Annotated in this window: 22 protein-coding genes, 2 tRNA genes and 1 other annotated feature; of the genes, 9 read left to right on the forward strand and 15 right to left on the reverse strand. The window is 60.5% G+C overall.

The window, feature by feature from the left end; genetic code table 11:
* Positions 1 to 313 precede the first annotated feature (313 nt).
* Positions 314 to 1,927: a hypothetical protein gene (locus HKD46_RS15805; protein WP_171865646.1), complete on the forward strand. Its 1,614-nt coding sequence runs from the start codon at positions 314 to 316 to the stop codon at positions 1,925 to 1,927.
* A 182-nt stretch (positions 1,928 to 2,109) separates the two neighbouring features.
* Here the strand turns inward: HKD46_RS15805 and HKD46_RS15810 are convergent, their stop codons facing one another.
* The 6 genes from HKD46_RS15810 to HKD46_RS15835 form a co-directional block, all read right to left on the reverse strand.
* Complete coding sequence (locus HKD46_RS15810) at positions 2,110 to 2,328, reverse strand: hypothetical protein (protein WP_233721005.1); 219 nt, start codon at positions 2,326 to 2,328, stop codon at positions 2,110 to 2,112.
* A gap of 453 nt (positions 2,329 to 2,781) precedes the next feature.
* The gene (locus HKD46_RS15815; protein ID WP_103244496.1) at positions 2,782 to 3,204 is read right to left on the reverse strand and encodes a DUF4440 domain-containing protein; all 423 of its coding nucleotides are present in this window, start codon (positions 3,202 to 3,204) and stop codon (positions 2,782 to 2,784) included.
* A gap of 124 nt (positions 3,205 to 3,328) precedes the next feature.
* Entirely contained in the window at positions 3,329 to 4,603 is a 1,275-nt protein-coding gene (thrC, locus tag HKD46_RS15820; RefSeq protein ID WP_103244495.1) for a threonine synthase, read from the reverse strand.
* Positions 4,600 to 5,580, reverse strand: a complete 981-nt coding sequence (thrB, locus tag HKD46_RS15825) for a homoserine kinase (RefSeq protein ID WP_171865654.1) — start codon at positions 5,578 to 5,580, stop codon at positions 4,600 to 4,602. Before thrB ends, thrC begins: the two co-directional genes overlap by 4 nt.
* Before the next feature lie 13 nt (positions 5,581 to 5,593).
* Positions 5,594 to 8,053 (reverse strand): bifunctional aspartate kinase/homoserine dehydrogenase I, encoded by a 2,460-nt coding sequence (gene thrA, locus HKD46_RS15830; RefSeq protein WP_042015804.1) that lies wholly within the window; start codon positions 8,051 to 8,053, stop codon positions 5,594 to 5,596.
* Positions 8,054 to 8,110: 57 nt separating this feature from the next.
* Positions 8,111 to 8,241, reverse strand: a sequence feature (Thr leader region).
* A 72-nt stretch (positions 8,242 to 8,313) separates the two neighbouring features.
* Complete coding sequence (locus tag HKD46_RS15835) at positions 8,314 to 9,021, reverse strand: tRNA/rRNA methyltransferase (protein ID WP_010673587.1); 708 nt, start codon at positions 9,019 to 9,021, stop codon at positions 8,314 to 8,316.
* A gap of 195 nt (positions 9,022 to 9,216) precedes the next feature.
* On the opposite strand from HKD46_RS15835, the gene aceK reads away from it, so the two are divergent.
* On the forward strand, positions 9,217 to 10,944 hold the full coding sequence (gene aceK, locus HKD46_RS15840; RefSeq protein ID WP_053288250.1) for a bifunctional isocitrate dehydrogenase kinase/phosphatase: 1,728 nt from the start codon (positions 9,217 to 9,219) through the stop codon (positions 10,942 to 10,944).
* A 102-nt stretch (positions 10,945 to 11,046) separates the two neighbouring features.
* Here the strand turns inward: aceK and HKD46_RS15845 are convergent, their stop codons facing one another.
* On the reverse strand, positions 11,047 to 11,436 hold the full coding sequence (locus tag HKD46_RS15845; protein WP_039039356.1) for an META domain-containing protein: 390 nt from the start codon (positions 11,434 to 11,436) through the stop codon (positions 11,047 to 11,049).
* A gap of 166 nt (positions 11,437 to 11,602) precedes the next feature.
* Between HKD46_RS15845 and HKD46_RS15850 the strand changes: the two genes are divergently transcribed.
* Positions 11,603 to 12,079: a hypothetical protein gene (locus tag HKD46_RS15850; protein WP_039039355.1), complete on the forward strand. Its 477-nt coding sequence runs from the start codon at positions 11,603 to 11,605 to the stop codon at positions 12,077 to 12,079.
* Between the two features lie 3 nt (positions 12,080 to 12,082).
* Here the strand turns inward: HKD46_RS15850 and HKD46_RS15855 are convergent, their stop codons facing one another.
* The gene (locus tag HKD46_RS15855) at positions 12,083 to 12,562 is read right to left on the reverse strand and encodes a putative 4-hydroxy-4-methyl-2-oxoglutarate aldolase (RefSeq protein WP_053288455.1); all 480 of its coding nucleotides are present in this window, start codon (positions 12,560 to 12,562) and stop codon (positions 12,083 to 12,085) included.
* A gap of 107 nt (positions 12,563 to 12,669) precedes the next feature.
* Positions 12,670 to 13,068 carry a DUF3293 domain-containing protein gene (locus tag HKD46_RS15860; RefSeq protein WP_081000902.1) on the reverse strand — a complete coding sequence of 133 codons (399 nt, stop codon included), beginning with the start codon at positions 13,066 to 13,068 and terminating at the stop codon, positions 12,670 to 12,672.
* Between the two features lie 385 nt (positions 13,069 to 13,453).
* Here HKD46_RS15860 and arcA point away from each other — a divergent pair, with 385 nt between their 5' ends.
* The gene (arcA, locus tag HKD46_RS15865) at positions 13,454 to 14,173 is read left to right on the forward strand and encodes a two-component system response regulator ArcA (RefSeq protein WP_010673581.1); all 720 of its coding nucleotides are present in this window, start codon (positions 13,454 to 13,456) and stop codon (positions 14,171 to 14,173) included.
* Between the two features lie 147 nt (positions 14,174 to 14,320).
* Here arcA and HKD46_RS15870 read toward each other — a convergent pair.
* Positions 14,321 to 14,395, reverse strand: a tRNA-Gly gene (locus HKD46_RS15870).
* Between the two features lie 94 nt (positions 14,396 to 14,489).
* Positions 14,490 to 14,563, reverse strand: a tRNA-Gly gene (locus HKD46_RS15875).
* 201 nt (positions 14,564 to 14,764) lie between these two features.
* On the opposite strand from HKD46_RS15875, the gene cydD reads away from it, so the two are divergent.
* The 4 genes from cydD (at position 14,765) to HKD46_RS15895 (ending at position 19,152) form a co-directional block, all read left to right on the forward strand.
* On the forward strand, positions 14,765 to 16,540 hold the full coding sequence (gene cydD / locus HKD46_RS15880) for a heme ABC transporter permease/ATP-binding protein CydD (RefSeq protein ID WP_171865647.1): 1,776 nt from the start codon (positions 14,765 to 14,767) through the stop codon (positions 16,538 to 16,540).
* Positions 16,533 to 18,278 (forward strand): heme ABC transporter ATP-binding protein/permease CydC, encoded by a 1,746-nt coding sequence (gene cydC / locus HKD46_RS15885; RefSeq protein ID WP_171865648.1) that lies wholly within the window; start codon positions 16,533 to 16,535, stop codon positions 18,276 to 18,278. The genes cydD and cydC overlap by 8 nt, the downstream gene beginning before the upstream one ends.
* Positions 18,279 to 18,385: 107 nt before the next feature.
* The gene (rcsF, locus tag HKD46_RS15890; protein ID WP_010673578.1) at positions 18,386 to 18,757 is read left to right on the forward strand and encodes an Rcs stress response system protein RcsF; all 372 of its coding nucleotides are present in this window, start codon (positions 18,386 to 18,388) and stop codon (positions 18,755 to 18,757) included.
* 8 nt (positions 18,758 to 18,765) lie between these two features.
* A complete protein-coding gene (locus tag HKD46_RS15895; protein ID WP_171865649.1) occupies positions 18,766 to 19,152 on the forward strand; it encodes a DUF488 domain-containing protein in 387 nt (128 codons plus the stop codon).
* Positions 19,153 to 19,222: 70 nt separating this feature from the next.
* Here HKD46_RS15895 and HKD46_RS15900 read toward each other — a convergent pair whose 3' ends face one another.
* Complete coding sequence (locus HKD46_RS15900; RefSeq protein ID WP_103244490.1) at positions 19,223 to 20,218, reverse strand: NAD-dependent epimerase/dehydratase family protein; 996 nt, start codon at positions 20,216 to 20,218, stop codon at positions 19,223 to 19,225.
* Between the two features lie 305 nt (positions 20,219 to 20,523).
* Here HKD46_RS15900 and tsaA point away from each other — a divergent pair, with 305 nt between their 5' ends.
* Complete coding sequence (gene tsaA / locus HKD46_RS15905; RefSeq protein ID WP_041214760.1) at positions 20,524 to 21,228, forward strand: tRNA (N6-threonylcarbamoyladenosine(37)-N6)-methyltransferase TrmO; 705 nt, start codon at positions 20,524 to 20,526, stop codon at positions 21,226 to 21,228.
* Between the two features lie 71 nt (positions 21,229 to 21,299).
* Here tsaA and HKD46_RS15910 read toward each other — a convergent pair whose 3' ends face one another.
* From HKD46_RS15910 to HKD46_RS15920, 3 genes are read right to left on the reverse strand one after another with little or no spacing between them, the layout of a single operon-like run.
* Positions 21,300 to 22,421, reverse strand: coding sequence for a beta-ketoacyl-ACP synthase III (locus HKD46_RS15910; protein ID WP_039039348.1), 1,122 nt, complete (start codon positions 22,419 to 22,421; stop codon positions 21,300 to 21,302).
* A gap of 55 nt (positions 22,422 to 22,476) precedes the next feature.
* The gene (locus tag HKD46_RS15915; RefSeq protein WP_171865650.1) at positions 22,477 to 23,640 is read right to left on the reverse strand and encodes a VWA domain-containing protein; all 1,164 of its coding nucleotides are present in this window, start codon (positions 23,638 to 23,640) and stop codon (positions 22,477 to 22,479) included.
* A gap of 3 nt (positions 23,641 to 23,643) precedes the next feature.
* On the reverse strand, positions 23,644 to 24,486 hold the full coding sequence (locus tag HKD46_RS15920; protein ID WP_103244488.1) for a MoxR family ATPase: 843 nt from the start codon (positions 24,484 to 24,486) through the stop codon (positions 23,644 to 23,646).
* Positions 24,487 to 24,512: the final 26 nt, after the last annotated feature.

The raw sequence follows: 24,512 nt of genomic DNA on the forward strand, positions 1-24,512 counted from the left end.
AAAGACTGGAATGGGCAGCTGATTATTTGGCCAAGAACGCTTGCCGAACCAAGCAGAGAAAATCGATACAGAACAGGACCTTGGAAGGAGTTTTAAAGGGACTCAACGCTTAAGGTCCTGTACATGAGCGTGGGATAGACGATAGACAGATATCTTAACAGGCAAATTAAATTGTCGCGAATAAATAGCTGTCAAATAAAAGTCACCTTCTTGGCAATTTTTTATACCTTACTTCGTTCAGCGCTGATCTACTAGGGTTAAAAAACTATATATACAACCCCATACCATTAAAGACCTTTTCAAGGAAAAATAAATGTTAATTTATGTCAATCAGTTTAATCTGATAGGTGATAATGCAACAAATAGAGCATTTAATACCATTGCGGGATGGTTAAAGGAAAAAACTGGAAAGATATTTAGCATTGAGCAACTTAAAAGCAGTGATGAATTCAAGCTAGAGCGTTCGACTGTCAGGACTTATGCTGCCACTCAATTTGAACCATATATGCACTCAGTCATGTTGACACACCCAGATGACCAAGTTAGTGGAAGGCAATGGGTAACTGAAATAGGTGTTAAAGAATGCAAAACATTTACTCAGATATCAATTCTATTAGAAACGAGCGATATTAGCACTCAGGTCATCGAAATACCGATGACAACAAGACCTAAGCTTGTTACATACTTAAGCAAAAATGCAGAACTTGATCGTGACACTATTGGCAAGCAATTAAAAAGTTATAGCAACACAACTGACAGCCTTATTTCACTAAGTTCTGAAATTGAGCGAGAAGATAGAAGTCACCCCATAATAATAATAAGCAATGGGACTAATAAAAAAACTCTAATAAATCCATTAAAGCTACAGGAGCAATTATTTGGATTGGCTCAAGTTGTTTCTACTACAGAAGAAATTGATAGCTGGGAAATGGAAAGAGTTCTAACTCGGCGTTACTCTGCTTGGGGTGGGGCAATAAATATAATCTATCCATCACAAGGCCGTGGATTCTGTTATAACAGATTATTGCTTTCCTCCACGATTGATGAATGGAAAGCTAATCATATAAATGTTAACGCCCAAATCTTATCAATAATCACTCATACTACAAACGGATTTAGGAAAAAGCAACATTTCAGTCCAACTGATGTAAGAGCGAAAAGACAGAAAGATCAGCGAATTTTCTTAAAAAAGAAATTTAGTGAACTTCAAGATGACCAGGGGTTTAAACAACTAGCTGAAGATGCATTTTCACAATTAGATGAGCATGAGGCAATAATTGATAGATTAAAGTCCGATTTTAATGAAGAGCTAACAAAATGGATAAGCGAGTTGTCTGATGAGCAGAACAAAACTGAAAGACTTACAGCAGAAAACAGAGCAAAACAACATCAGATAGAAACTTTAAAGTATCAACTTAGCCAAAGTGGAAATAAAGTCGCGCAGAGTGAAACTTTTTTCTCCCCAACAGAAATTACTGATATCCTTGTTGATGGGCTAACCCCAAAGACTTCTCTCCTCCTCATTTCAAAGTTATTTCCAAACAGAGTTTTAATTTTAGAAGACGCATATCATTCAACAACAAAATCATTGTCATTCAAAAACTCAAGTAAATTACTTGGCCTTCTAGGTAGATTGGTGACAGAATATTTAGACTTGGTTTTATCTGAAGGGGACGTTAAAGCAAGATCTTTATTTGGCGCCGCATATTCAGCTAGTGAATCAGAAACTGTAGAGAGAACAGACAAATACGCATCTCAGCGAACATTTGATTATGATGGCGCTAAAGTCGCAATGTTTAGACATTTAAAAATTGGTAATTCAAGAAACCCTGATGAAACTATTCGTGTATATTTCCACATTGACAACACCAAGAAAATAATTGTTATTGGATATTGTGGCCCACATTTAGATGTTGTATCGACATAATAAATTCTCGCCCTCACACTTCGGAAAACAAGAAATATGAAATCTGGGACACCCACCTTTTTGACGGATGGCAGGTCCATGTTTCAGGGCCAAAAAAAAGGTGGGTGTCCCAATTTGGAAGTCCAAAAACCATCCCGCCCGGGATGGTTTTTTATTGGATGGCTTGAAAGACAGGAATCTTCTTACCACCGTCCCTGGGGTGGCTGCTGGTTGCGCGACTCCACCATGGCAATGAGGATGGCCATCAGGCTCGATATCAGCATCAGCACCATAGCGATGGGCAATGAGAACAGGGCGTAATAAGTGCGCCCGATTTCTGCCAGGACGGTGTCTGCGGACACCATAAACGGCAGCGGCAACAGTAATATCAGGGCGAAGTAAAAGATGATCCTGGCGATCATCAGGGGGTTTTGAGGGACTGGGTCACTATTTTTCGGTACGGCCACATGATGGTCTGCTCCCTGCACTGTGGTGTTGTTGTCGATAAGCCGCGCCGTCGAGGCATCTGCGGCTCTGCTCGTCCATGAAGGGTGTCACCCTGATTAGCAGCCACGGCAGACCGGGTCAACGGGCCACGGGGGGCTGGAAATGACCCGCCTACAGGGTTGTGCTGCCAGGGGCGAACATAACAACGAAAGTGCAAACCAGATTCGTAAAAACGTCGCAGCAATCACTGTCAGCGCACTTTCTGACAGCAGGTTGTGAGGCACAGCCAAAACGGGGAGTTGCGCCTTGGGCAGCGCTGTGATGCCCCCTCCCAGGCAGAGCGGCGCCCTGCGTGCGGCTCGGGTTCTCCGGCCTGCATGGCTTGGCTCTTGCTACTCAATCTGGCTAGCCGAGCCAGTGTGACTGCGCTAGTCAGTTGCAGGCCGATCGCCAGGCTGCTGCGCTCCCAGCAGCGTGGTGCCGTAGGAGTTGTCCACCGTGCAGCGCCACTGCCCGCCGGGCTCTTTGCGAAACACATAGGTGGCGCGCCGGGTTTCATCGATCCACCCCTCTCCGCCCGGGTAGCGCAGCCGGGTCTCCATGATCACCAGGGCGTTGTCGGCCCCCTCGATCACCTCCATGGCCCCCTGGGTCACCTCAAGCTGGCCGTCAAAGTAATCGGAGATGGCAGTGAAGGCGCGGCGGATGGCGGGAATGCCGCGCACCACCATGCCGGGTTTGATCACCAGGGCGGCGTCTTCGGCGTAGAAGGCCATCAGGGCCTCGAAGTCGCGCCGGGAGATGGCGGCGTCACAGGTCTCGATCAGGGTGCGAAGGGGATGCGGGCTCATGCCGTGCTCCTTGTTTCAGGGGGATCTGGGCGGGCTACCCGCCCAATACCGGACATCAATACCGGACATAAAAAATCCCCCGCTTTCGTGAAAAAGCGGGGGATCGTCAGCGTCTCATGACGGCTTAACCGAGCAGGAAGGCCTTGAGGCGGCCAAAGTCGGCGGGCAGATCGTGGGACAGGAGCGGCAGCGCGGCGTGCTTGGCGAGCGGGCCCGGCAGCGGTACATCCAGATTCAGGATCTCGTCCACCGACTCCTTGAACTTGGCCGGATGGGCGGTGCAGAGGAACACACCGACCTCGTCTTGCCCAAGCTGCTCGTTCAGCAGATCCCAGGCAATCGCCCCGTGGGGCTCGCACAGGTAATCCAGCTGATGGAGGCGTTTGAGCGCATCGCGGGTCTGGGCATCGTCACGCATCCCTGAGCCCAAGGTTTCCAGCGCCCAGCCCTTGCGACGGCACAGCTCTTCCACGCGCGGCCAGTTGTTGGGGCGGCTCACGTCCATGGCGTTCGACAGGGTCGCGACTGTCTGGTGCGGCTCCCACTGGCCGGTTTTCAGGTAGCGCGGCACGGTGTCGTTGGCGTTGGTGGCGGCGATAAAGCGCTTCACCGGCAGCCCCAGCGCCTTGGCGATGAGACCCGCGGTGAGGTTGCCAAAGTTGCCGGACGGCACGCTGATGACCGCCTTGGCGCGATCGGCTTTCGGCAACTGGGCCACGGCTTCGAAGTAGTAGCAGACCTGGGCCAGCAGGCGGCTGATATTGATGGAGTTGGCGGAGTTGAGGCCGATGGCGGTCTTGAGCCCTTCATCGTCGAAGGCATCCTTGACCAGCGCCTGGCAGGCATCGAAGTCACCGTCGATGGCGAGGGTGCGGATGTTGCCGCCTAAGGTGCAGAAGAGCGCCTCCTGCAAGGGGCTTATCTTGCCCTTGGGGTAGAGGATCACCACTTCAATCCCCTCCAGGCCATAGAAGGCGTGGGCCACGGCGGCACCGGTGTCGCCGGAGGTGGCGGTGAGGATGGTGATCTTGTCATTGGTTCTGAACGCAGCCAGACACTGGGCCATGAAGCGGCCGCCGAAATCCTTGAACGCCAGGGTCGGGCCATGGAACAGCTCCAGGGCATAGGTGCCATCTTTGAGCTTCACCAGGGGCGCCGGGAAGGTGAAAGCGGCGTCGATAAGCTCGCTCACCTTGGCAGCCGGCACTTCGTCACCCAGCAGGTGGCTCAGGATGCGGGCCGAGCGCTCGACCAGCGGCAGATCCAGCAGGGCATCCACGTCGGCCAGCGGCGCCAGGGTCTCTGGGAAGAACAGCCCCTGCTCGCGGCCCAACCCCTGACGCACCGCCTGGGCGAAGCTCACCTGTTCACTCTTGTCCTTGATGTTGTAAAGATTCATAGCTCGCTTCCTGTTACCCGTGCCCCGGCCATGTCCAGTTTGCAGACCCGGGCAAATCCATCTTCATTGCGCACAAAGTGCGCTTCCATCCACTCTTTCATGCGTTCGGCCTGGGCCAGATCCTTCATCACCACGAACACGGTGGGACCGGACCCCGAGATGCCGGTGGCCAGCGCCCCGTTCTGGGCCCCCTGGGCCCGCACCTCGTTGAAACCTTCAATCAGGGCCGCGCGATAAGGCTCGGCGATCACGTCTTTCAGGACGCTGGCGGCCAGCCCTTCCTGGCGGCTGTAGCTGGCATGCACGAAGGCGGCAAGCCGGCGGCCATAGGTGAGGCAGTCCTGGCGGCGATACTGGGCCGGCAGGATGGCGCGGGCGGCGGCGGTGGAGACCACGGTGCCCGGGTAGCAGACCACCCAGTACCACTCGTCAAACACCGGGATGCCCTGGCTGATGACGCCCCCCTCCTCCAGCACCAGTTGCATGCCCCCCAGATAACAGGGCGCCACGTTGTCGTAATGGACGGAGCCGGAGATCTTCCCTTCCATCTCCCCCATCAGCAGCAGCAGGTCGTGTTCATTCAGGGGCGCGCCGTGGAAGGCGTTGAGCCCTTCCAGCGCCGCCACGACGCTGCAGGCGCTCGATCCCAGGCCCGAGCCCACCGGCAGGTTCTTCTCCAGCACCATTTGCAGCGGCTTGAGACCCAGGCCGCGCTTCTCAAGCGCCTCGCCATAGGCGACCCAGCAGTCGTGGAGGATGTTCTTTTTCGGGTCGTCCGGCAACTTGTGGGCGTAACGGCCCACGGAAGAGAGAGCGAAAGGCACCTCTGCCGATTTGACCTGGACGCGGTCCCCCAGCAGGGAGCCATCCACGGGGGCGAGCGCCGCCCCCAGGACGTCAAAGCCCACGCTCAGGTTGGCGCTGGAGGCCGGGGCATAGGCCACCACGCTGCCGCCGATTTCTACATTCGGGTTCATCTCTGAACTCATGTTACAGCTCCTGCTTCCAGTTCTGGGTGCGCAGCACGTCGGCGAAGACACCGGCGGCGGTCACTTCGGTCCCTGCGCCATAGCCGCGCAGTACCAGGGGGATGGGCTGGTAATAGGTGGAGAAGAAGGCGAGCGCGTTCTCCCCGTCTTTTACCTTGAACAGGGGCTCGTCGCCACCCACCGCCTTGATGGCCACCTTGCACTTGCCACCCTCGATGGAGCCGACGTAACGCAGCACCTTGCCTTCACGCTGGGCCGCTGCGAACTGATCGCGGAACCAGCCATCGGCCTCGGGCAGGCGGGCCATGAAGGCTTCCACGTCGCCGCTCACGTCAAAGCCCGGCGGCAGTGCCTGCTCCACCTCCACATCGGAGAGCTCCAGCGCCATGCCGGCCTCGCGGGCCAGGATCAGGAGCTTGCGAGCCACGTCCATGCCGTTCAGGTCATCGCGGGGATCCGGCTCGGTGAAGCCGTTGCCGCGGGCGATCTGGGTCGCCTCAGAGAAGGCCATCCCCTCGTCCAGCTTGCCGAAGATAAAGGAGAGCGACCCGGACAGGATGCCGTCGAAGGCGCGCAGCTTGTCACCGGCCTTGATGAGGTTTTGCAGGTTCTCGATGACCGGCAGGCCCGCGCCCACGTTGGTCTCGTACAGGAACTTGCGGCGGGTTTGGCGGGCGGTGCGACGCAGCGCTTTGTAGTAATCCAGCGACCCGGTGTTGGCCTTCTTGTTCGGGGTGACCACGTGGAAACCGGCCCCCAGGAAATCGGCGTACTGGACGGCCACGGCTTCGCTCGAGGTGCAGTCGACGATCACCGGGTTGATGAGGTGGCTCTCTTCCACCAGCTTCTTCACCGCCTCCAGGCTGAAGCTGCCCTGGGCTTCCACCAGCTGTTCACGCCAGTTGGCGAGGACCAGGCCATCCTTGTTGACCGCCATCTGGCGGCTGTTGGCGATACCCACTACCCGCAGGCCGGTGCCCTGCTCGGCCAGTACCGGCTGCTGGCGGGCAATCTGATCCACCAGGGCCGCACCGACGCCGCCCACCCCGACCACGAAGAGATCGATGAACTGCTGGCTGCCAAAGAAGTTCTGGTGGCACGCCTTGATGGCTTCCGCCACCTTGCCGGAGCGCACGACCGCGGAGATGGAGCGCTCGCTCGATCCTTGTGCGATGGCGACGATGTTGATGGAGGCCTGGGCCAGGGAGGTGAAGAAGCGCGCCGCCATCCCCTTGGAGGTACGCATGCCGTCGCCGATGAGGGAGATGATGGCCAGATCGGTCATGATCTCGAGCGGGTCCAGCAACTGGTTCTTGAACTCCAGCTCGAACTCGCGCTCCAGCACCTTGCGGGTCTTGTCGCTGTCGTAGCTGTGGATACAGAAGCTGACGCTGTACTCGGAGGATGACTGGGTGATCAGCACGATGCTGACCCCGGCGCGGGAGACGGCGGAGAAGATGCGACCGGCCATGCCTACCATGCCCTTCATGCCGGGGCCGGAGACGTTGAACATGCACATGCCGGAGAGATCCGAGATGGCCTTCACCTTCAGATCGTCATCCCCCTGATCGACCCCGATGAGGGTACCCGGACCCTGGGGGTTGAAGCTGTTCTTGATGAGGCAGGGAATGTGGAACTGGGCCACGGGGGCGATGGTCTTCGGGTGCAGCACCTTGGCACCGAAGTAGGAGAGCTCCATTGCCTCTTTATAGGAGAGGGTTTTGAGCAGGTAGGCATCCGGTACCAGGCGCGGGTCGCAGTTGTAGCAGCCCTCCACGTCGGTCCAGATCTCGCAGCACTCGGCATCGACGCAGGCGGCCAAGACGGCGGCGGAATAGTCGGAGCCGTTGCGGCCCAGCAGCACGGTCTCGCCCTTGTCGCTGCCACCGGTGAAGCCCGGCATCAGGTAGAGACAATCAGAGCGCAGGCCCTTGGCGGCGAAGCGCACCCGGGAGGCTTCGATGTCCACATGGGCTTCGAGGTAGCCGCCATCGGTGACCAGCAACTGCTCGGGCACGATGAGATCCAGCTCGAGGCCGCGCACCCGCAAGAGCTCGTGCATGAAGGCGATGGAGAGGTTCTCGCCACGGCTCAGGATGCGTGCCTGGACGTTGTCCGGGCACAGCCCCAGCAGACGGATACCCTGCATCAGCCGCTCGACCTGATCCAGTTCACTGGTCAAACGAGCCTGCAGCGCCTTGTCATCCAGCGCGGGATAGGCGGCCTTCAAGCCGGCCAGCAGACGGGAGAAGATACCGTTGATCTCGAACAGGGTACTGCTTGCATCCATGCCGCGACTGGTCTGTTCCACCAGGGCGACCAGGTGATTGGTCACCTTGGCCGGTGCCGACAGCACCAGGGCCACCTGGGATTGGCCATGGGTATTCACCGCGATATCGGCAACCCGCAAGAAACGCTCTGCGTCGGCCAGTGACGACCCGCCAAATTTCAACACTCTCATCGCTATCTCCCTGTATTCCCTGCAAATTGATCTGCTAATAGGTCTAAAAACAATCCAACAAAAAAGGCCCGTACTGGGTGGGTACGGGCCTTTTTCTGATTTCTGTGCTTGTTCGTCAGCGCATCAACCGGCCCCAGTGCCACCTGTGGTGGTACCGGTAATAATGGTGGTGGTGATGATGTTGGTGAATAGCTGCATGACGAACACTCTTGAACGAATCTGGTTGTTAGCAATACCGCGCCCGGCGAGGGGCTGTCAACCTAAACCTCCTTGCCAAACTTGCGGGCAAGGTCTTTGCAGAGCAGATGGAGCATATTGAGATCCCGCTGCGGCAGCATGGGCACTCGGTCCATCACCCATTGATGCAGTTTTTCATCCTGCGAAACTCCGAGTTCACCAAGCAATTCTGCTGTTTTTGATTTCAGCACGCGAACCTGCCCGGCACTCTCGAAATTTTCTGCTACGTCCTGCTCGTCGCTCACTTTCTGGTCATCGAGCAGCGGACTCAGCTCATAGGCATACAGCATGATCGCCTGACCCAGATTCAGGGACGGGTATGAGACCTTGAGAGGCAGGTAGCTGATGAGATCCACCTGGGCAAGCTGTTCGTTGGAGAGTCCGGACTCCTCGCAGCCAAACACGATGGCCACCTTCTCGAGGGAGGGCTTGGCCCGGACCTGGTCGCGAATGTCCGCCGGGGTGAGGTAGTGCTGGTAGCGGCCGCGCTGCCGGGCGGTAGTGGCGACCACCAAATCCATGTCCGCCAGGGCCTCTTCCAGGGTGTCGAAGGCTTGCGCATCCGTCAGGATCTCCTGCGCCCCGTGGGCAACCCAGCTCGCCTCCTCCTCTTCGTGCACCCGGCTCCCCACCAGTCGCATGGCATCGAAGCCCATGGTCTTCATGGCGCGGGCAGCAGCCCCCACGTTGGCGGCACGGGCGGGCGACACCAGCACAAAATAGAGTTTCATCGGGTTCTCTCCAGGATGAGGCCGACGCCGCGAACTGCGGCGAACCGTCGGCAAAACAGGGGCGCAATCTACCGTTTATCCCGAAATATTGCCACTTGAACAGATGTTTGGATGTTGCCATAGTGGCCTTGGACGCGAGTCCGCCGCCTCAGGGCACTGACGCCATGGGCCCGACAGATCACAAGGAAGAGAGAGATGCAGCAGCCATTGGAGCAGGCGGTCGCCGAGACGATCCTGCAACGTTTTGAGTCGTTTTACAGCCGCTTTCTCGAGATAACCCAGGGCAGCAAGAGTCGTTTCGAGAACAGCGACTGGCTGGGGGTGCAGCTCGCCGGTCGAGAGCGCATCCGCCTCTATGATCACCATGTCGGCGCCACCACGGCGCAGATCAAACAGATGATGGGGGAGCAGCTGCCGACCCAGGCCTTGCTCAAGCAGGTGAAAGGCGCCTTCAGCGATCTCCTGCCCCGCTGCGAGAACTTCGAGGTGGCGGAGTCCTTCTTCAATTCCGTCTATCGCCGCATCTTCCGCCATCGCAACATCCGCGACGAGAACCTTTATATCCACCCCTTCGTGAGCCGGGGCGACAAGCCTGACCTGGGATCCTTGCTGCGTATCTATCGCACCGATCTCTCCCACCTGCCCCAGACCCTGAGCCAGCTGCTCGGGGATTACAGCTTCACCCTCCCTTTCGAAGACAAGCAGCGGGACATCATGGACATCCACCGCCATCTGGCAGAGAGCGGCCCGGCCATCCTGCACGAGGAGCCCTTCGCCATCGAGCTGCTCAGGGAAGTGTTCTATCGCAACAAGGGAGCCTATCTGGTGGGGCTCATCCGGGTGAAGGGAGAAGTCTATCCCTTCATCCTGCCCCTGCTCAGCACCGGTCAGAGCATCTATGTGGACACCGTCATCTTCGAGCCGGAGCTGGCCTCCATCGTGTTCGGCTTCGCCCGCGCCTACTTCATGGTCTATGCCCCGGTACCGGCGCTCTTTGTGGCCTTCCTTCGCCAGATCATGCCCCGCAAGCCGGACTATGAGATCTACAACGCCATCGGCTGCCAGAAGCACGGCAAGACCGAGCTCTATCGCCACTACCAGCAGCACCTGGCCCAGAGCCGGGAGCAGTTCGTCATCGCGCCCGGCATCAAGGGGATGGTGATGAGCGTGTTCACCCTCCCCTCCTACGATGTGGTGTTCAAGGTGATAAAAGACGAGTTCACCCCGCCCAAGGAGGTGAGCCACGAGCAGGTGAAGGAGAAATACCGGCTGGTAAAACAGCATGATAGAGTGGGCCGCATGGCAGATACCCAGGAGTTCACCAACTTCGAGTTTCCCCTCGATCGCATCTCGCCGGAGCTGTTGTCCGAGCTCAAGGCGGTGGCGCCTTCTGCGCTTACCCTCACCGCCGACAAGCTGGTGATCAAACACCTCTACACCGAGCGCAAGATGATCCCCCTGAACCTCTATCTGGATCAGGCGGACGAACAGCAGACCCGCCTCGCCCTGGAGGAGTACGGCAACGCCATCCGCCAGCTCGCGGCGGCCAACATCTTCCCCGGCGACATGCTGTTCAAGAACTTCGGGGTGACTCGCCACGGCCGGGTGGTCTTCTATGACTACGACGAGATCTGCTACATGACGGAGTGCAACTTCCGCCAGATCCCGCCGCCGCGCTACCCGGAGGACGAGTGGAGCGCCGAACCCTGGTATTCGGTGGCACCCAACGACATCTTCCCGGAGGAATTCGCCACCTTCCTGCTGCAAAAACCCCAGGTGCGGGAGATCATGATGCAGTTGCACAAGGAGCTCTTCGATGCCAACTACTGGAAGATGCTGCAGAGCAACATCAAGGAGGGGATGTTCGAGGATGTCTATCCCTACCGACGCAAGAAGCGGTTTCGCTTCCAGCGAGGGGGATGACCCGACATCAGGCACAAAAAGGGACGCCATGGCGTCCCTTTTCACATTCTCCTGCACGCTGGCGCAGGGGTCGCCTGCGACAGCCTTTGACGAGATCCCGGCTTATTTCACGGCGTCAAAGGTCAGCAAGGTGGCCTTGTCGGCATCCTTTAGCACCAGCTGTTTGCCGCTGATCTGGAAGCTCGCCACCTTCTCCAGGGTCTGCAGGTAGTTCATCTCCTTGCCGGCCAGATCCCCCGCACACATCATGCGCGTCGAACCCATGGCGCCAAGCGTCAACACGCCGTCACCCTGCTCTGTGATGCCGCCAAAGTAGCGGTTGCAGCCGCCCTTGCCCGCCACCTTGTCACCGGCGACCTGCAGGGTGAAGGTATCACCGCTCGCCCCTTGCAGTTGCCAGGTCGATGCCTGCAATTGTGCCAGAGTGGAACCCGTAGTCATGGCGCAGCCTCCCAGGGCCAGAGCGGCCAGCAGGATCAGTTTGTTGTTCATCAGTTCACCTCGTGATGGAGCGTGTCGTAACGACACGGAGTGAGGGGCCTGTGTACCATGACTGCAGCGTCAATCAAAACTCTTTTATTGTGATCGGGGTTCCCTTTACTCCCCGCTGGCATGTGCCATGCTTGTAGTCCTGTTCGGACCCAGGGAGGGGAAACGAATGGTCAAGTCTCTCGTCATCGCAATGGCATCCAGCCTCGTCTTTTCGGCTCAGGCCGCCGACTGGAGTTTTCTCCAGACCGAATCGGACAACCCGCTCTACGTCAAAAGCTATTCCGGCGTACTGCTCGGCAACCAGAGCCACCTTGGCGACAATTTCGACCTCTGGCTCATCAATACCGGCTATCAATACCCGCTTCAGGATGACATCAGCCTCTACATGGAGGCCGGCCCCGCCATCGGCCCCCAAAGCGGGCAGGCCGGGTTCAATATCAGCTCTGGGGTGCGCTATCGCCTCTCCCCGTCACTCAACATCGGCAGCCAGCTCAAGCAACTGGAGGTGAGCAAGGCCAGCACCCTGGTTGAGCTCAACAGCAGCCTGCTGGTGACCCCCTCCCTGGCCATCACCGCCAATTACGGACTCAGTGCCTTCAGCACGGAACACTTTCTCACTCTGGGCGTGGGCTTCAACTTCTGAGGTTCAGAGGAGCCTGGCGCCGCTCACCAGCACACCGTTGAGGTCGGCGTAGACATAGTCGCCGGGCGCTATGGTCACACCGGCAAAAGAGACCACGGCATCCAGCGTGCCCAGACCCCGTTTCTCTGTCTTGACCGGGCAGGGGGCCAGGGCCTTGACCCCCAGCGCCAGGGTCGCCAGCGTCCCCACATCCCGCACGGCCCCGTTGATGAGGATCCCCTCCCACCCCTGCTCCACCGCCTTGATGGCCAGCTGATCCCCGAGCAGCGCCCGACGCAGGGAGCCGCCCCCGTCGATCACCATCACCTTGCCATGGCCGGGACGATTGACCAGCTCACGCACCAGGCTGTTGTCTTCAAAGCAGGAGAGGGTCACGGCCTCGCCGTAAAACAGCGCCTTGCCGCCATAGTCGTGAAAGAGGGGGTCAGCGATCCTAAGGGCATCGCCATGTTCATCGCAAAGGTCGGGCAGCAGGTCCAGCATGATCATCATCCTTCCATGGAGTGAAATGTGTCCGCTCATTCTTTCATCATGTCGGGGCGCTGACAATCCACCGGCCGGGTGCCCTGTCCGGATGGCGGGGGGCCATGTCAGCCTGAAGGCCTGAACCGCCAGCGGGACGCAAGCGCCCCCAGATGACAGGGCGTCCCTTCCAGCAACACGGGCACCAGCCAGAGCTCTCCTTCACGTACCCAATAGAGGGCATTCTGGCCAAATCGGGCGGCCAGCCGGATCGCCTCTGGCAGCGAAAGCGGCAACAACAGCGACGCCTCCTGCCAGCGCTCATCCTCATCGCTCCCCCAGACCTCTCCCATGACGGGACACTCGCCCACTTGCCGGACAAGGGCTCGCTGGCGACGGGCATTGCGACGCAGCCCCACCCACCGGCTGGCCGGGTTCCAGGCCGTGACAATGGCATAGGCTGGGCAGCAGGGAGGCGCAAAGGGGGCGATGAAGCACACTTTTCTGTAGTTTTCCCACAAAGTCATGTCAACCACATGTTACATCCCATTACATTTATTAAGGGCGAAAAAGCGGGTCAGCCCAAGTATGATGCAGCGAACTCGGGGATTGACTTATATCAAAGCTGAGTTAAAAAGTTGCTATCTGACGGCAAAGAGTGTTGTTATGCGCCTGTTAACTGATAAAATGCAGCAACTTTTGTAATGGACTACCTCTCCGGGCTTCTCTTGTTCAGACTTGTTGAGAGCCCATGTACGGCACAGGGATGCTTGCCGACATAGTTACCAAATTCGCGATGATTCGACCTGATATTCATACCCAGGATGACGTAATAAATTTTCAGGACCGGTCGGATAACGCCAAAGAGTGTTAAAATTTCGATAATTAACTGATAAGAATCTGGGAATACTCATGCAAACACCACATATTCTGATCGTCGAAGACGAGCTGGTCACCCGCAACACCCTCAAGAGCATCTTCGAAGCCGAAGGCTACATCGTGCTCGAAGCCAACAACGGTGACGAGATGCACCAGGCCCTGACCAGCCACACCATCAACCTGGTGATCATGGACATCAACCTGCCGGGCAAGAACGGCCTGCTGCTGGCGCGCGAGCTGCGTGAAGACGACAACATCGCCCTGATGTTCCTGACCGGTCGCGACAACGAAGTGGACAAGATCCTGGGGCTGGAGATCGGCGCAGATGACTACATCACCAAGCCGTTCAATCCCCGTGAACTGACCATCCGTGCCCGCAACCTGCTGAGCCGCACCATGAACGTGGCCGCCGGTGGCGAAGAGAAGAAGCTGGTGGAACGTTATCTGTTCAATGGCTGGGCCCTGGACATCAACAGCCGCGCCCTGGTCAGCCCGGCTGGCGACATGTTCAAGCTGCCCCGCTCCGAGTTCCGCGCCATGCTGCATTTCTGCGAGAACCCGGGCCAGATCCAGACCCGTGCCGAGCTGCTCAAGAAGATGACGGGCCGCGAACTCAAGCCCCACGACCGCACCGTGGACGTGACCATCCGCCGTATTCGCAAGCACTTCGAGAGCGTGGGCGACACCCCGGAGATCATCGCCACCATCCATGGCGAAGGCTATCGCTTCTGCGGCGAGCTGGAGCAGGAGTAATCCTCCCCACTCCCGAGTTGAAAAGGCGCCCTGTGGCGCCTTTTCCATGTCTGCGCCTTTCAGCTTGGCCGCTCTGGCACTCTCGCCGGCATCAAAAAACAGACAACAAAAAGCCCACTCGCAGGAGTGGGCTTTTTGTGTGAAGACTGGAGCGGGCAGCGGGAATCGAACCCGCATCATCAGCTTGGAAGGCTGAGGTAATAGCCATTATACGATGCCCGCTAGGCATCAAAACTTGCTTGGTGTGATGGGGAATCCCCACGACAGACAGCCATCTGGCTGATATGGACAACGGCGCGTGCCGCTATCTGGAATGTGGAGCGGGTGATGGGAATCGAACCCACGTATGCAGCTTGGGAAGCTACCGTTCTACCATTGAACTACACCCGCGTCAGTGGCCTCTACTATATGCATTTTGCCGCCGAGCGCAATCACCGACCTCGCATTTTTTGCCATAAATCAAGCTGTTCGGCCAACTAATGAGCATGAAGCCGATTTTTCACACAATGATGTTCCTCCGCCCGGTTCTGCAAGGTTGCCAAGCCGTGGGGGCGACGATAGTCTTGCGCCACTCGTTTGAGGAGGGTGGTAATGGACAAGAACAGACAGAAACATCTCTATGGCTGGTTGCGCAAACAATCGGGCCATGGTCGGCGCTGGATCGGCATCTCCATCGCCTTCGGGCTGGGTCAGGGCGTCCTGATGGTGATGCAGGCCTGGTTGCTGGCGACCCTGATTCACGGTTTCATCATCGAAGGCTCCACGCCGAAGCACTCCGCCCCCCTCTTCATCAGTCTGTTGCTGGTGACCCTGACCAAGGCGGCCCTGGCCTATGGCCGCGAGGTGGCGAGTTTCAAGGCGGGCAGTGCGGTGCGCCAGGCCATCCGCGAGCTGGTGCTCACCCGCCTCGCCAGGCTCGGCCCTGCTTATATCCAGCGTCGTCCCGCCGGTAGCTGGGCCAGCCTGCTGCTCGAGCAGATCGAAGAGATGCAGGACTTCTTCTCCCGCTATCTGCCCCAGATGGCCATCGCCGTCTTTATTCCCCTGGTGATCCTGGTCTCCGTGTTCCCGGTCAACTGGGCGGCGGGCCTCATTCTGCTCGGCACGGCCCCCCTCATTCCTCTCTTCATGATCCTGGTGGGGGTGGGTGCCGCCGATGCCAACCGCCGCAACTTCCAGTCGCTGGCGCGCCTCTCAGGCCACTTCCTCGATCGCCTGAAGGGACTGCGCACCCTGCAGCTTTTCATGCGTACCCGGGCGGAAGGGGAGGCCATCCGCGATGCATCGGAAGATTTTCGCGAGCGCACCATGGAGGTGCTGCGCCTCGCCTTCCTGAGCACGGCCGTGCTGGAGTTCTTCGCCGCCATCGCGGTGGCCCTGGTGGCCGTCTACTTCGGTTTCTCCTACATCGATCACCTCAACTTTGGCAGCTATGGTGTCAAGGTCACCCTCTTTACCGGCCTGTTCGTGCTCTTCCTCGCCCCCGAGTTCTACGCGCCGCTGCGGGAACTCGGTGCCCACTATCACGCCAAGGCACAGGCCATTGGCGCCGCCGAACAACTGCTGGAATTTCTCGAGGCCGACGTGAGCGAACCCGCCTCCGGGACGCTCCCCTTCCATGCGGATGGCCCCGTCAAGGTAGAAGCCCGCAGCCTGGAAGTGCTGAGCGCCGAGGGCAAGGTGCTGGTCGGTCCCCTCGATTTCACGCTGGAAGCCGGCACGCGCACCGCCCTGGTCGGCATCAGCGGCGCGGGCAAGAGCTCCCTGGTCAATGCCCTGCTCGGTTTTGCCCCCTATCGCGGTTCCCTGTGCGTCAACGGAGTGGAACTTCGTACCATGGACATCAGCCAGTGGCGCCAGCAGCTAGGCTGGCTCTCCCAGAATCCCCAACTCTTCCACAGCTCCCTGCGGGACAACCTGCTGCTGGCCAGACCATCCGCCAGCGACGCCGAGCTGGAATCCGCGCTCAAGCGCGCCCAGGCTTGGGAGTTCGTCAATGAGAAAGGGCTGGACTATCGGGTCGGGGATCAGGCGGGCGGCCTCTCCGTCGGCCAGGCCCAGCGCATCGCCCTTGCCCGTACCCTGCTCAAGACGACCCAAATGATGGTGCTGGATGAACCCACTGCCAGCCTGGATCGCCATTCTGAGCGGGCCGTCATGAGCGCCCTCGAACAGGCCGCACAAGGTCAGACCCTGCTGATGATCACCCACCGCCTCGATCAGCTCAGCCAGATGGACAACATCCTGGTGCTGGCGCACGGCAAGCTGGTGGAGCAGGGACGTTTTGCCGCACTCGGCGAGGCAGAGGGCCCCTTCGCCCGCCTCCTGTCGCAATCCCAAGGTTTCGGAGACTCTCTCGATGACTGATCTATTGCCGTTCCTGCGCCTTTATCGCCAGCACTGGCTCAGCCTCTCCATCGGCCTGCTGCTGGCCCTGGTCACCCTGGTGGCCGGCATGGGCCTGCTCTCCCTCTCCGGCTGGTTCCTCTCCGCCGCCGCCGTCGCCGGGCTGGCGGTCGCCACCCGAGACACCTTCAACTACATGACCCCTGCGGGGGGCGTGCGTTTCTTCTCCATCGTGCGCACCGCCAGTCGCTGGGGCGAGCGGGTCGTGAGCCACGACGCCACCTTCCGGGTGCTGACCCGGCTGCGGGTCTGGTTCTGGCAAAAGCTCTCCCCTCTCTCCCCCGGCTCCCTTGCCGGTTTTCGCCAGGCTGACCTGCTCAACCGTCTGGTGGCCGACATCGATGCCATGGATCACGTCTATCTGCGCCTCATCACCCCCATTGGGGCGGCCCTGCTGAGCTGCGCCGGGCTGGTCTTCTTCCTCTCCTTCTTCGATGGTCGCCTGGCGCTGACGCTGGGAGCCATTCTGCTCTTTGGCATGCTGGCCTTGCCCCTGGTCTTCTATTTTGCCGGGCGCGCGCCGGGCCGCCAGCTCATCGCCGAGAAGTCCAACCTGCGTACCCGCATGGTGGACTATCTGGACGGCCAGGCCGAACTGCAGATGTTCGCCGCCGCTCCCGAGGCGCTCACCGGATTGCAGCAGGCGGAGCAGGCCCTGATCCGGGCCCAGGCCCGCATGGCCCGCGTCAGCGGCCTGGCCGCCTTCTCGGTGCAGTTGCTGAGCGGCTGGACTCTGACCCTGATGCTCTGGCTGGCCGGTCACGGCGTCGGTGGCAGTGCCCCTGACCCCATCACGGCACTCATGGTGTTCGCTACCCTGGCGAGCTTCGAGGCGCTGCTGCCGCTGGCCGGTGCCTTCCAGCACCTCTCCACCAGCCTCACCTCCGCCCGCCGTCTCAACGAGATCCTGCAAGAGGCCAAGGCGCCGGAGTGGGGCGCACAGCAAGCCCCCGCTGCCCGGGGTGCCGTGCAGATAAGCGACCTGTATTTCACCTATCCAGGCCAGGATGCACCCGTGCTGCAAGGGTGCACCCTGCAACTGCATGCCGGAGAGAAGCTGGCGCTGCTGGGGCAGACCGGCTGTGGCAAGTCCACCCTGATGGGGTTGCTGACCCGGGAGTGGACGGCCCTATCGGGGGAGATCCTGCTCGATGGCAAGCCCCTCACCGATTACAGCGAAGAGGCGCTGCGCGCCTCCTGCTCCGTGGTGAGCCAGCGGGTCCACCTGTTTGCCGATACCCTGCGTGGCAACCTCACCCTGGCCGCCCCCGGAGCCAGCGACGAACGGCTCATCGAGGTACTCACCCAGGTGGGGCTCGGGACTCTGCTGTGCGATGAGGGTGAGCAGGCCGAACAGGGGCTGGATGCCTGGCTCGGGGATGGCGGGCGTCCGCTCTCCGGCGGGGAGCGCCGCCGCATCGGCATCGCCCGCGCCCTGCTCCACGATGCACCGCTCTGGCTGCTGGACGAGCCCACCGAAGGGCTCGATACCCAGACCGAACGGGAGATCATGGATCTGCTGCTGACCCTGGGGGCGGATCGCACCCTGCTGCTCATCTCCCACCGCCTGCTGGGGCTGGAACGGATGGACAGGGTAGCCCTGATGGAAGAGGGTCGCATCCGTCTGTGTGCCCCCCACCAGGAGCTGCTGGAAGATGATCACTACCGCAGCCTGCACCGGCGACTGGCCCCCGCCTGATCCGGGGTCGTCTCGCTACAATCCATTGATATGGCTAAAAATGGGGCTGGTCGCCATCGGCGACTGCCCCCTATAATGACCCACTCGCCACCCAACAAGATGCCGATATGAAACGCCTGATCCTGATGATGCCCCTGATTGCCTCCGGTTGCGCCGACTTCGCCTTCAACAGCAATCTGGACAAGGAAAACTTCGACGAGTACTTCAAGCCGGGGAGCGTGCGGATCTACGAGCAGAGCGAGCTCGCCGACCTCAACTACCTCTATCTCGGCACCGTCGAGGGGGAATCCTGCCAGAGCGATGCCAATCAGGCGGTGCCCAATGCCGGTGAAGCCCGTACCCTGGCCCGCCGCCGCGTGGCGGACATGGGGGGCAACGGCGTCAGCTTCGACAAGTGCGCCGAGTTCAGCGACGTGCCCGGCTGCCTGAAGCAGGTGATCTGCTACGGCCAGGCGCTGAAAGTGGCCGAAGAGAAGTAAGTCCTGCCATGGCGATCACCATCGTGCGACTCGGCAGCCTCCGCCTCGAGGATGAGGGGCTTCGCATCGGCACCGTGCGTCGCCCCCCTCGCGGCGTGCCCAAAGCGGCGTTCGCCAGCCTGGATTGGTACGACGTCTGGTTCCCCAATCTGGCCCCCAGCGCCGAGACCATGAAACTCGGTCAGACTGCCGACACCCCGGCCCGGTGGACCGCCTTCTGCAAGCAGTACAAGGCTGAGATGGCCGCCCCGGCCGCGAGGCACGATCTGGCCCTGCTGGCCGCCCTCTCCCACACTACCCATTTCTCGGTGGGGTGCTACTGCGAACAGGAGTCCCGCTGCCATCGCAGTGTGCTGAGAACCCTGCTGGCCGAGGCGGGGGCATTGCTGCGCTGAGTCCCGTCATGGATGAACACCCCACATGAGAAGAGGGCACCCCGGGGTGCCCTCTTCTTTATGATGCCGGCTAGTACGCATTCGATGACAAGGAAACCTCCACTCGTCGTCGCAAGGCCTGTTCCTCATCAGGGGTCATGCCCGGCAGCGGCCCCCGGGGGTTGCTGGCAAGCCATACCACCAGATCGTCAACCGTCTCCTCCAGGGGGCGAAAGTTCAGCCCATGGACGATGGCGGCCTCGGCGCTGATGGTGCCATACCCAGCATACTCCGGCAGCTCGCTTGGCAGCAGCGTGGGATAGCTTTGCCAGGGCGCCACCCCTGCCGCCATCAGGTCACGCCAGGGAGCCCACTCGAGCTGCAAGGGGGTCACTGGCGTCAGCCGGGCAGCGAGGCGCTCCACCCAGTCGTTCAGTGCGATGCCGGGCTTGATCAGGTTGAAGCACCCAGCGAGTCGCTGCTCGGCAGCCCGCAGCACGAACTCGGCACAGTCGCGCACATCCAGGTATTGCAGCCTGTCCTCCCCCAGCCCCGGCAAGAGCCAGGGCCCGCCCCGCTGCACCCGCCTCACCCACCAGGCAAGACGAGCGGTCGGGTCAAAGGGGCCGCAGAGCACGCCGGGGCGCAGGGTGCACAGGCGATCTCCCCAGCGGGCGCGATACACCGACTCGCACAGCACCTTGAGGGGGCCGTAGTCGGTGGGCGTTCCTGCCATCTCGTGCAGGGGGGCCGACTCATCCATGCCGGGTTGGGAAAAATCGCGATAGACACTGATGGTGGAGATGAAGATGAGCCGATCGCAGCGCCCCAGCAGGGCGTCAGAGAGCCCTTCGGCCTGTTCGGGGCGATAGCAGCAGGTGTCGATGACCAGATCCCAGTGCCGCCCCTCGCCCCGCAAGGGGGCCAGGTCCCCGTCTCTGTCTCCGTGAAGCTGGGTCAGCTCCCGCCAATCCGGGTGCTGGCGGTGGCCGCGATTGAACAGCGTCACCTCGTGCCCCCAATCCAGGGCCAGCGTGGTCAGGTGGCGACCCAGAAAGCCGGTGCCGCCGATAATCAACAATTTCATCCCTGTCTCTCCTCTATGGCGCCCTCTCCTTGCAGCCCCTCCACGGGCAGCCGAAACGGCCATGGCCTGGCATGGTGAGCACACGCCCTGATGCCGCCAGGCATATCGTCATGGTGCGGGCAGCAGATTCCTTGTCCGCTCCCCCGCCACCCCTTTTGCCGCCCCACCCTACGCAAGTTGGCACCAGGACACAGCCCCCTGGCACCGGGTCTGGGATCGGGATCACAGGGGCCGCGTCCTGGTACTCCCCCTGCGTTTTCGGCGTGCCTGTGCTACATTGCCCGGGTTTTCAGCCAGGATCCGCCATGAAGTTCGATATCGATACCCTAGGGATCATCCGCTCTCCCTACAAGGAGAAGTTCGCCATACCCCGCCAGCCCGGTCTGGTCAGCGCGGCTCGCGCCCGCCTCGAACTGCTTCCTCCCTACGATCAGCCCGATGTGCTGCGCGGCATCGAGCAATTCTCCCATCTCTGGATCAGCTTCGTGTTTCACCAGACCATGGATCAGGGCTGGCACCCGACGGTGCGCCCGCCGCGCCTCGGCGGCAACGAGCGGGTCGGGGTCTTTGCCACCCGCTCCACCTTCCGCCCCAACCCCCTTGGCCTCTCCGTGGTCGAGCTGCACGGGGTGGGACGTGAGCGCGGCAAGCTCTGGCTCGAGCTGGGCGCGGTGGACTTGCTCGACGGCACCCCGGTCGTCGACATCAAGCCCTATGTCCCCTATGCCGACAGCCTGCCCCACGCCCGTGGCGGTTTCGCCCCCGATGCCCCCACCCCGCCGCTGGCGGTGAGCTTCAGCGCCCAGGCCGAGCAGCAGCTCGCCCCCTGGCTCAAGGCCCACCCGGAGCTGCGTGAACTGGTGAGGGAGGTGCTGGCCCAGGATCCCCGCCCTGCTTACAAGAAGGGCAAGCCGGATGACAAGGTGTACGGTGTCAGATTGTTCGATGTGAACGTGCGATTTCAGATAAAAGAACCGCAATGTCAGGTACTGGCCATCGAACCCGCTTGAAAAAAGCCTCTCTGGCAGCATGAAAAAAAGCCACCCTCCCGGGTGGCTTTTTTATGGGCAAAACAGGGTGCTCAGCGCCGCTGCAGCAGCAGGCTGCCGATGGAGTAACCGGCCCCAAAGGAGCAGAGCACCCCGCGAGCCCCGCTCGGCAGATCCTGATTGAAGAGGTGGAAGGCGATGATGGAACCCGCCGAGCTGGTGTTTCCGTAGCGGTCGAGGATGACAGGCGCCTCCTGCTGGCTGGCGTCATGGCCCAGCAACTTGCGACCGATGAACTGGTTCATGGTGAGGTTGGCCTGATGAAGCCAGAGCCGGCTCAAGCCATCGGCCGCCCATCCCTGCTCCGCCAGCTGGGAGGCTATCTGATCGCACACCAGGGGCAGCACCTCCTTGAACACCTTGCGCCCCTGCTGGCGGAACAGCTTGTCGTCGCCGTAGCGGGTGCGCGGGCTGAGCCGGTTCAGGAAGCCGAAGTTGTTGCGGATGTTGTTGGAGTACTGGGTCACCAGCTTGCTGGCCACCAGTTGCCAGGGGTTGGCCACCTGGCAATCGGCCTCCCGCTCCAGCAGCACGGCGGTACAGGCGTCGCCGAAGATGAAGTGACTGTCCCGATCGCGGAAGTTGAGGTGACCCGAGCAGATCTCCGGATTGACCACCAGCGCCAGCCGGGCGGTGCCTGCCGCCAGCATGTCTGCGGCGGTCTTGATCCCGAAGGTGGCGGAAGAGCAGGCCACGTTCATGTCGAATGCCAGGCCGCTGGCGCCGAGATAGTGCTGCAATTCAATGGCCAGCGCCGGGTAGGGGCGCGGCATGTTGGAGGCGGCGACGATGACAAGATCGATCTCCCCCGGTTCACGACCGGCGGCGATCAGCGCCTGCTCGGCGGCCGCCACCGCCATCTCCACCATGATGGAGGGCTGATCGTCCGGGCGCTCCGCCATGAGCGGTTGCATGATGTCGGGATCCAGCACCCCCTCGCTGCTCACCAGATAGCGGCTCTTGATGCCGGAGGCCTTCTCGATGAACTCGCAGCTCGAGTGCTGCTTGGCAGGCAGCTGCCCTGCATCGATGGCGGAGGCGTTCTCCTCGTTGTAGAGATCCACGTACTGGTTGAAGGCCGCCACCAGCGCTTCATTGCTGACGGCAAAGGGAGGGGTATAGAGGCCTGAGCCACTGATTACGATAGAGGTCATCTTTGCTCCTGGCCGGGTGCAATCCCGGCTTGTCTGTTTTTTAGGGTTCAGAGGGTCACAGCTGGTCGATGGCCGCAGCCAGACCCGCCAGGGTCAGCGGGTGCATCCGCCCGCCGATCAATTCGTTCATCAACTTGATGGAGGGGTGCCACAGCCACTCCTGCCTTGGCAGCGGATTGACCCACACCATCTTGGGGAAATGTTGTTGCAGGCGCCCGAGCCACACCTGGCCGGGCTCCTCGTTCCAGTACTCTACGCTGCCACCTGGCCAGGTGATTTCATAGGGGCCCATCTTCGCATCCCCCACCACCATCACCCTGTAGTCGCTGCCGTAGGTACGCAGCAGCCGCAGGGTATCGAGCCGATCATCAAGGCGCCTGGCATTGTCCTGCCAGACGAAGTCGTAGAGGCAGTTGTGAAAATAGAAGAACACCAGGTGCTTGAACTCGTGGCGCAGGGCCGAAAAGAGGCGCTGCACCTCGGCCACATGGGCATCCATGGAGCCCCCCACATCGAAGAAGACCAGCAGCTTGACCCCGTTGTGGCGCTCGGGCCGCAGCTTCACATCGAGCCAGCCTTGCCTGGCCGAGCTTTGGATGGTGTCGTCGAGATCCAGCTCGTCGGGATTGCCCCGGCGCACCCAGCGCCTGAGCTTGCGCAGGGCGAGCTGGATGGCGCGCTGCCCCAGGGGCGAGTCGTCACTGAAGTTGCGAAAGTGGCGCGCTTCCCACACCTTGGTCGCCCGCCCGTGCTGGCCCTCTCCCCCCATGCGGATCCCTTCCGGGTGATAGCCGCCGTGACCGAACGGGCTGCTGCCCCCGGTGCCGACCCACTTGTTGCCGCCGGCGTGACGCTCCTTCTGCTCGTTCAAGCGCTGGTTGAGGGTCGCCAGCAGCTTGTCCAGCCCGCCAAGGGATTGGAGCAACGCCTTCTCCTCCGGGCTTAACAGTCGCTCGAACTCCTTGCGCAGCCAGTCGTCAGTCAGGCTCTCCGGCAACAGGGGGATGGCGGCCAACCCCTCGTAATACTCGGCGAAGGCGCGATCGAAGCGATCATAGTGCGCCTCGTCTTTCACCAGCAGGCAGCGGGATAGCTGGTAGAACTCGTCCATGTCGAGGCTGGCCAGCTGGGCAGCCAGCGCCGCGTGCAAGTCCAGCAATTCGCGCAGGCTGCAGGGGAGCTTGTGACGGCGCAGATGGGTAAAAAAGTCGATCAGCATGGGTCAGCTGCCGCGTCTGGCCAGAAAAGCGAGCTTCTCAAACAGATGCAGGTCCTGCTCGGTCTTGAGCAGGGCGCCGTAGAGTGCGGGCACCAGCTTGCCGGGCTCACGGGTGCGCAGGGCTTCGGGGGCGATGTCGTCCGCCAACAGCAGCCGGATCCAGTCCAGCAGCTCGGAGGTGGACGGCTTTTTGCGCAGCCCCTCTACCGCACGCAGCTCAAAGAAGAGCGTCATCGCTTCGTCGAGCAGCCGCTCCTTGAGGTCGGGGTAATGGAGCTTGACGATGGCCTGCATCTCGGCCTTGTCGGGGAAGCGAATGTAGTGGAAGAAACAGCGGCGCAGGAAGGCGTCCGGCAGCTCTTTTTCGTTGTTGGAGGTGATGATGACCACGGGGCGCTGGCGCGCCTTCACGCGCTCGCCGGTCTCGTAGACATCGAACTCCATCCGATCCAGCTCCAGCAGCAGATCGTTGGGAAACTCGATGTCCGCCTTGTCGATTTCATCGATGAGCAGCACTGGCCGCTGCTCTGCGCTGAAGGCCTGCCACAGCTTACCCCGGCGGATGTAGTGGCCTATCTCCCCTACCCTGGGGTCACCGAGCTGGGAGTCTCGCAGCCGGGCGACGGCATCGTATTCGTAGAGCCCCTGCTGGGCCTTGGTGGTGGACTTGATGTGCCAGCTGATGAGCTCGGCGCCCAGGGATTCGGCCACCGCCTCCACCAGCACTGTCTTGCCCGTACCGGGCTCACCCTTGATGAGCAGCGGCTTCTCCAGCACGATGGCGGCATCGACGGCCATCTTCAGTGCCTGTGATGCGAGATAGCGATCGCTTCCTGCAAATCCCATGAGATCCCTTCCATTGGATGCCCAGG

It is taken from the genome of Aeromonas sp. TW 6, from assembly GCF_013168745.1.
GTDB lineage: Bacteria > Pseudomonadota > Gammaproteobacteria > Enterobacterales > Aeromonadaceae > Aeromonas > Aeromonas caviae.

What these genes read in the sequence shown, in the direction of transcription:
- HKD46_RS15805 (WP_171865646.1), top strand. Translation starts at nt 314, where the DNA reads ATGTTAATTTATGTCAATCAGTTTAATCTGATAGGTGATAATGCAACA.
- HKD46_RS15810 (WP_233721005.1), bottom strand. Translation starts at nt 2,328, where the DNA reads ATGATCGCCAGGATCATCTTTTACTTCGCCCTGATATTACTGTTGCCG.
- HKD46_RS15815 (WP_103244496.1), bottom strand. Translation starts at nt 3,204, where the DNA reads ATGAGCCCGCATCCCCTTCGCACCCTGATCGAGACCTGTGACGCCGCC.
- thrC (WP_103244495.1), bottom strand. Translation starts at nt 4,603, where the DNA reads ATGAATCTTTACAACATCAAGGACAAGAGTGAACAGGTGAGCTTCGCC.
- thrB (WP_171865654.1), bottom strand. Translation starts at nt 5,580, where the DNA reads ATGAACCCGAATGTAGAAATCGGCGGCAGCGTGGTGGCCTATGCCCCG.
- thrA (WP_042015804.1), bottom strand. Translation starts at nt 8,053, where the DNA reads ATGAGAGTGTTGAAATTTGGCGGGTCGTCACTGGCCGACGCAGAGCGT.
- HKD46_RS15835 (WP_010673587.1), bottom strand. Translation starts at nt 9,021, where the DNA reads ATGAAACTCTATTTTGTGCTGGTGTCGCCCGCCCGTGCCGCCAACGTG.
- aceK (WP_053288250.1), top strand. Translation starts at nt 9,217, where the DNA reads ATGCAGCAGCCATTGGAGCAGGCGGTCGCCGAGACGATCCTGCAACGT.
- HKD46_RS15845 (WP_039039356.1), bottom strand. Translation starts at nt 11,436, where the DNA reads ATGAACAACAAACTGATCCTGCTGGCCGCTCTGGCCCTGGGAGGCTGC.
- HKD46_RS15850 (WP_039039355.1), top strand. Translation starts at nt 11,603, where the DNA reads ATGGTCAAGTCTCTCGTCATCGCAATGGCATCCAGCCTCGTCTTTTCG.
- HKD46_RS15855 (WP_053288455.1), bottom strand. Translation starts at nt 12,562, where the DNA reads ATGCTGGACCTGCTGCCCGACCTTTGCGATGAACATGGCGATGCCCTT.
- HKD46_RS15860 (WP_081000902.1), bottom strand. Translation starts at nt 13,068, where the DNA reads ATGACTTTGTGGGAAAACTACAGAAAAGTGTGCTTCATCGCCCCCTTT.
- arcA (WP_010673581.1), top strand. Translation starts at nt 13,454, where the DNA reads ATGCAAACACCACATATTCTGATCGTCGAAGACGAGCTGGTCACCCGC.
- cydD (WP_171865647.1), top strand. Translation starts at nt 14,765, where the DNA reads ATGGACAAGAACAGACAGAAACATCTCTATGGCTGGTTGCGCAAACAA.
- cydC (WP_171865648.1), top strand. Translation starts at nt 16,533, where the DNA reads ATGACTGATCTATTGCCGTTCCTGCGCCTTTATCGCCAGCACTGGCTC.
- rcsF (WP_010673578.1), top strand. Translation starts at nt 18,386, where the DNA reads ATGAAACGCCTGATCCTGATGATGCCCCTGATTGCCTCCGGTTGCGCC.
- HKD46_RS15895 (WP_171865649.1), top strand. Translation starts at nt 18,766, where the DNA reads ATGGCGATCACCATCGTGCGACTCGGCAGCCTCCGCCTCGAGGATGAG.
- HKD46_RS15900 (WP_103244490.1), bottom strand. Translation starts at nt 20,218, where the DNA reads ATGAAATTGTTGATTATCGGCGGCACCGGCTTTCTGGGTCGCCACCTG.
- tsaA (WP_041214760.1), top strand. Translation starts at nt 20,524, where the DNA reads ATGAAGTTCGATATCGATACCCTAGGGATCATCCGCTCTCCCTACAAG.
- HKD46_RS15910 (WP_039039348.1), bottom strand. Translation starts at nt 22,421, where the DNA reads ATGACCTCTATCGTAATCAGTGGCTCAGGCCTCTATACCCCTCCCTTT.
- HKD46_RS15915 (WP_171865650.1), bottom strand. Translation starts at nt 23,640, where the DNA reads ATGCTGATCGACTTTTTTACCCATCTGCGCCGTCACAAGCTCCCCTGC.
- HKD46_RS15920 (WP_103244488.1), bottom strand. Translation starts at nt 24,486, where the DNA reads ATGGGATTTGCAGGAAGCGATCGCTATCTCGCATCACAGGCACTGAAG.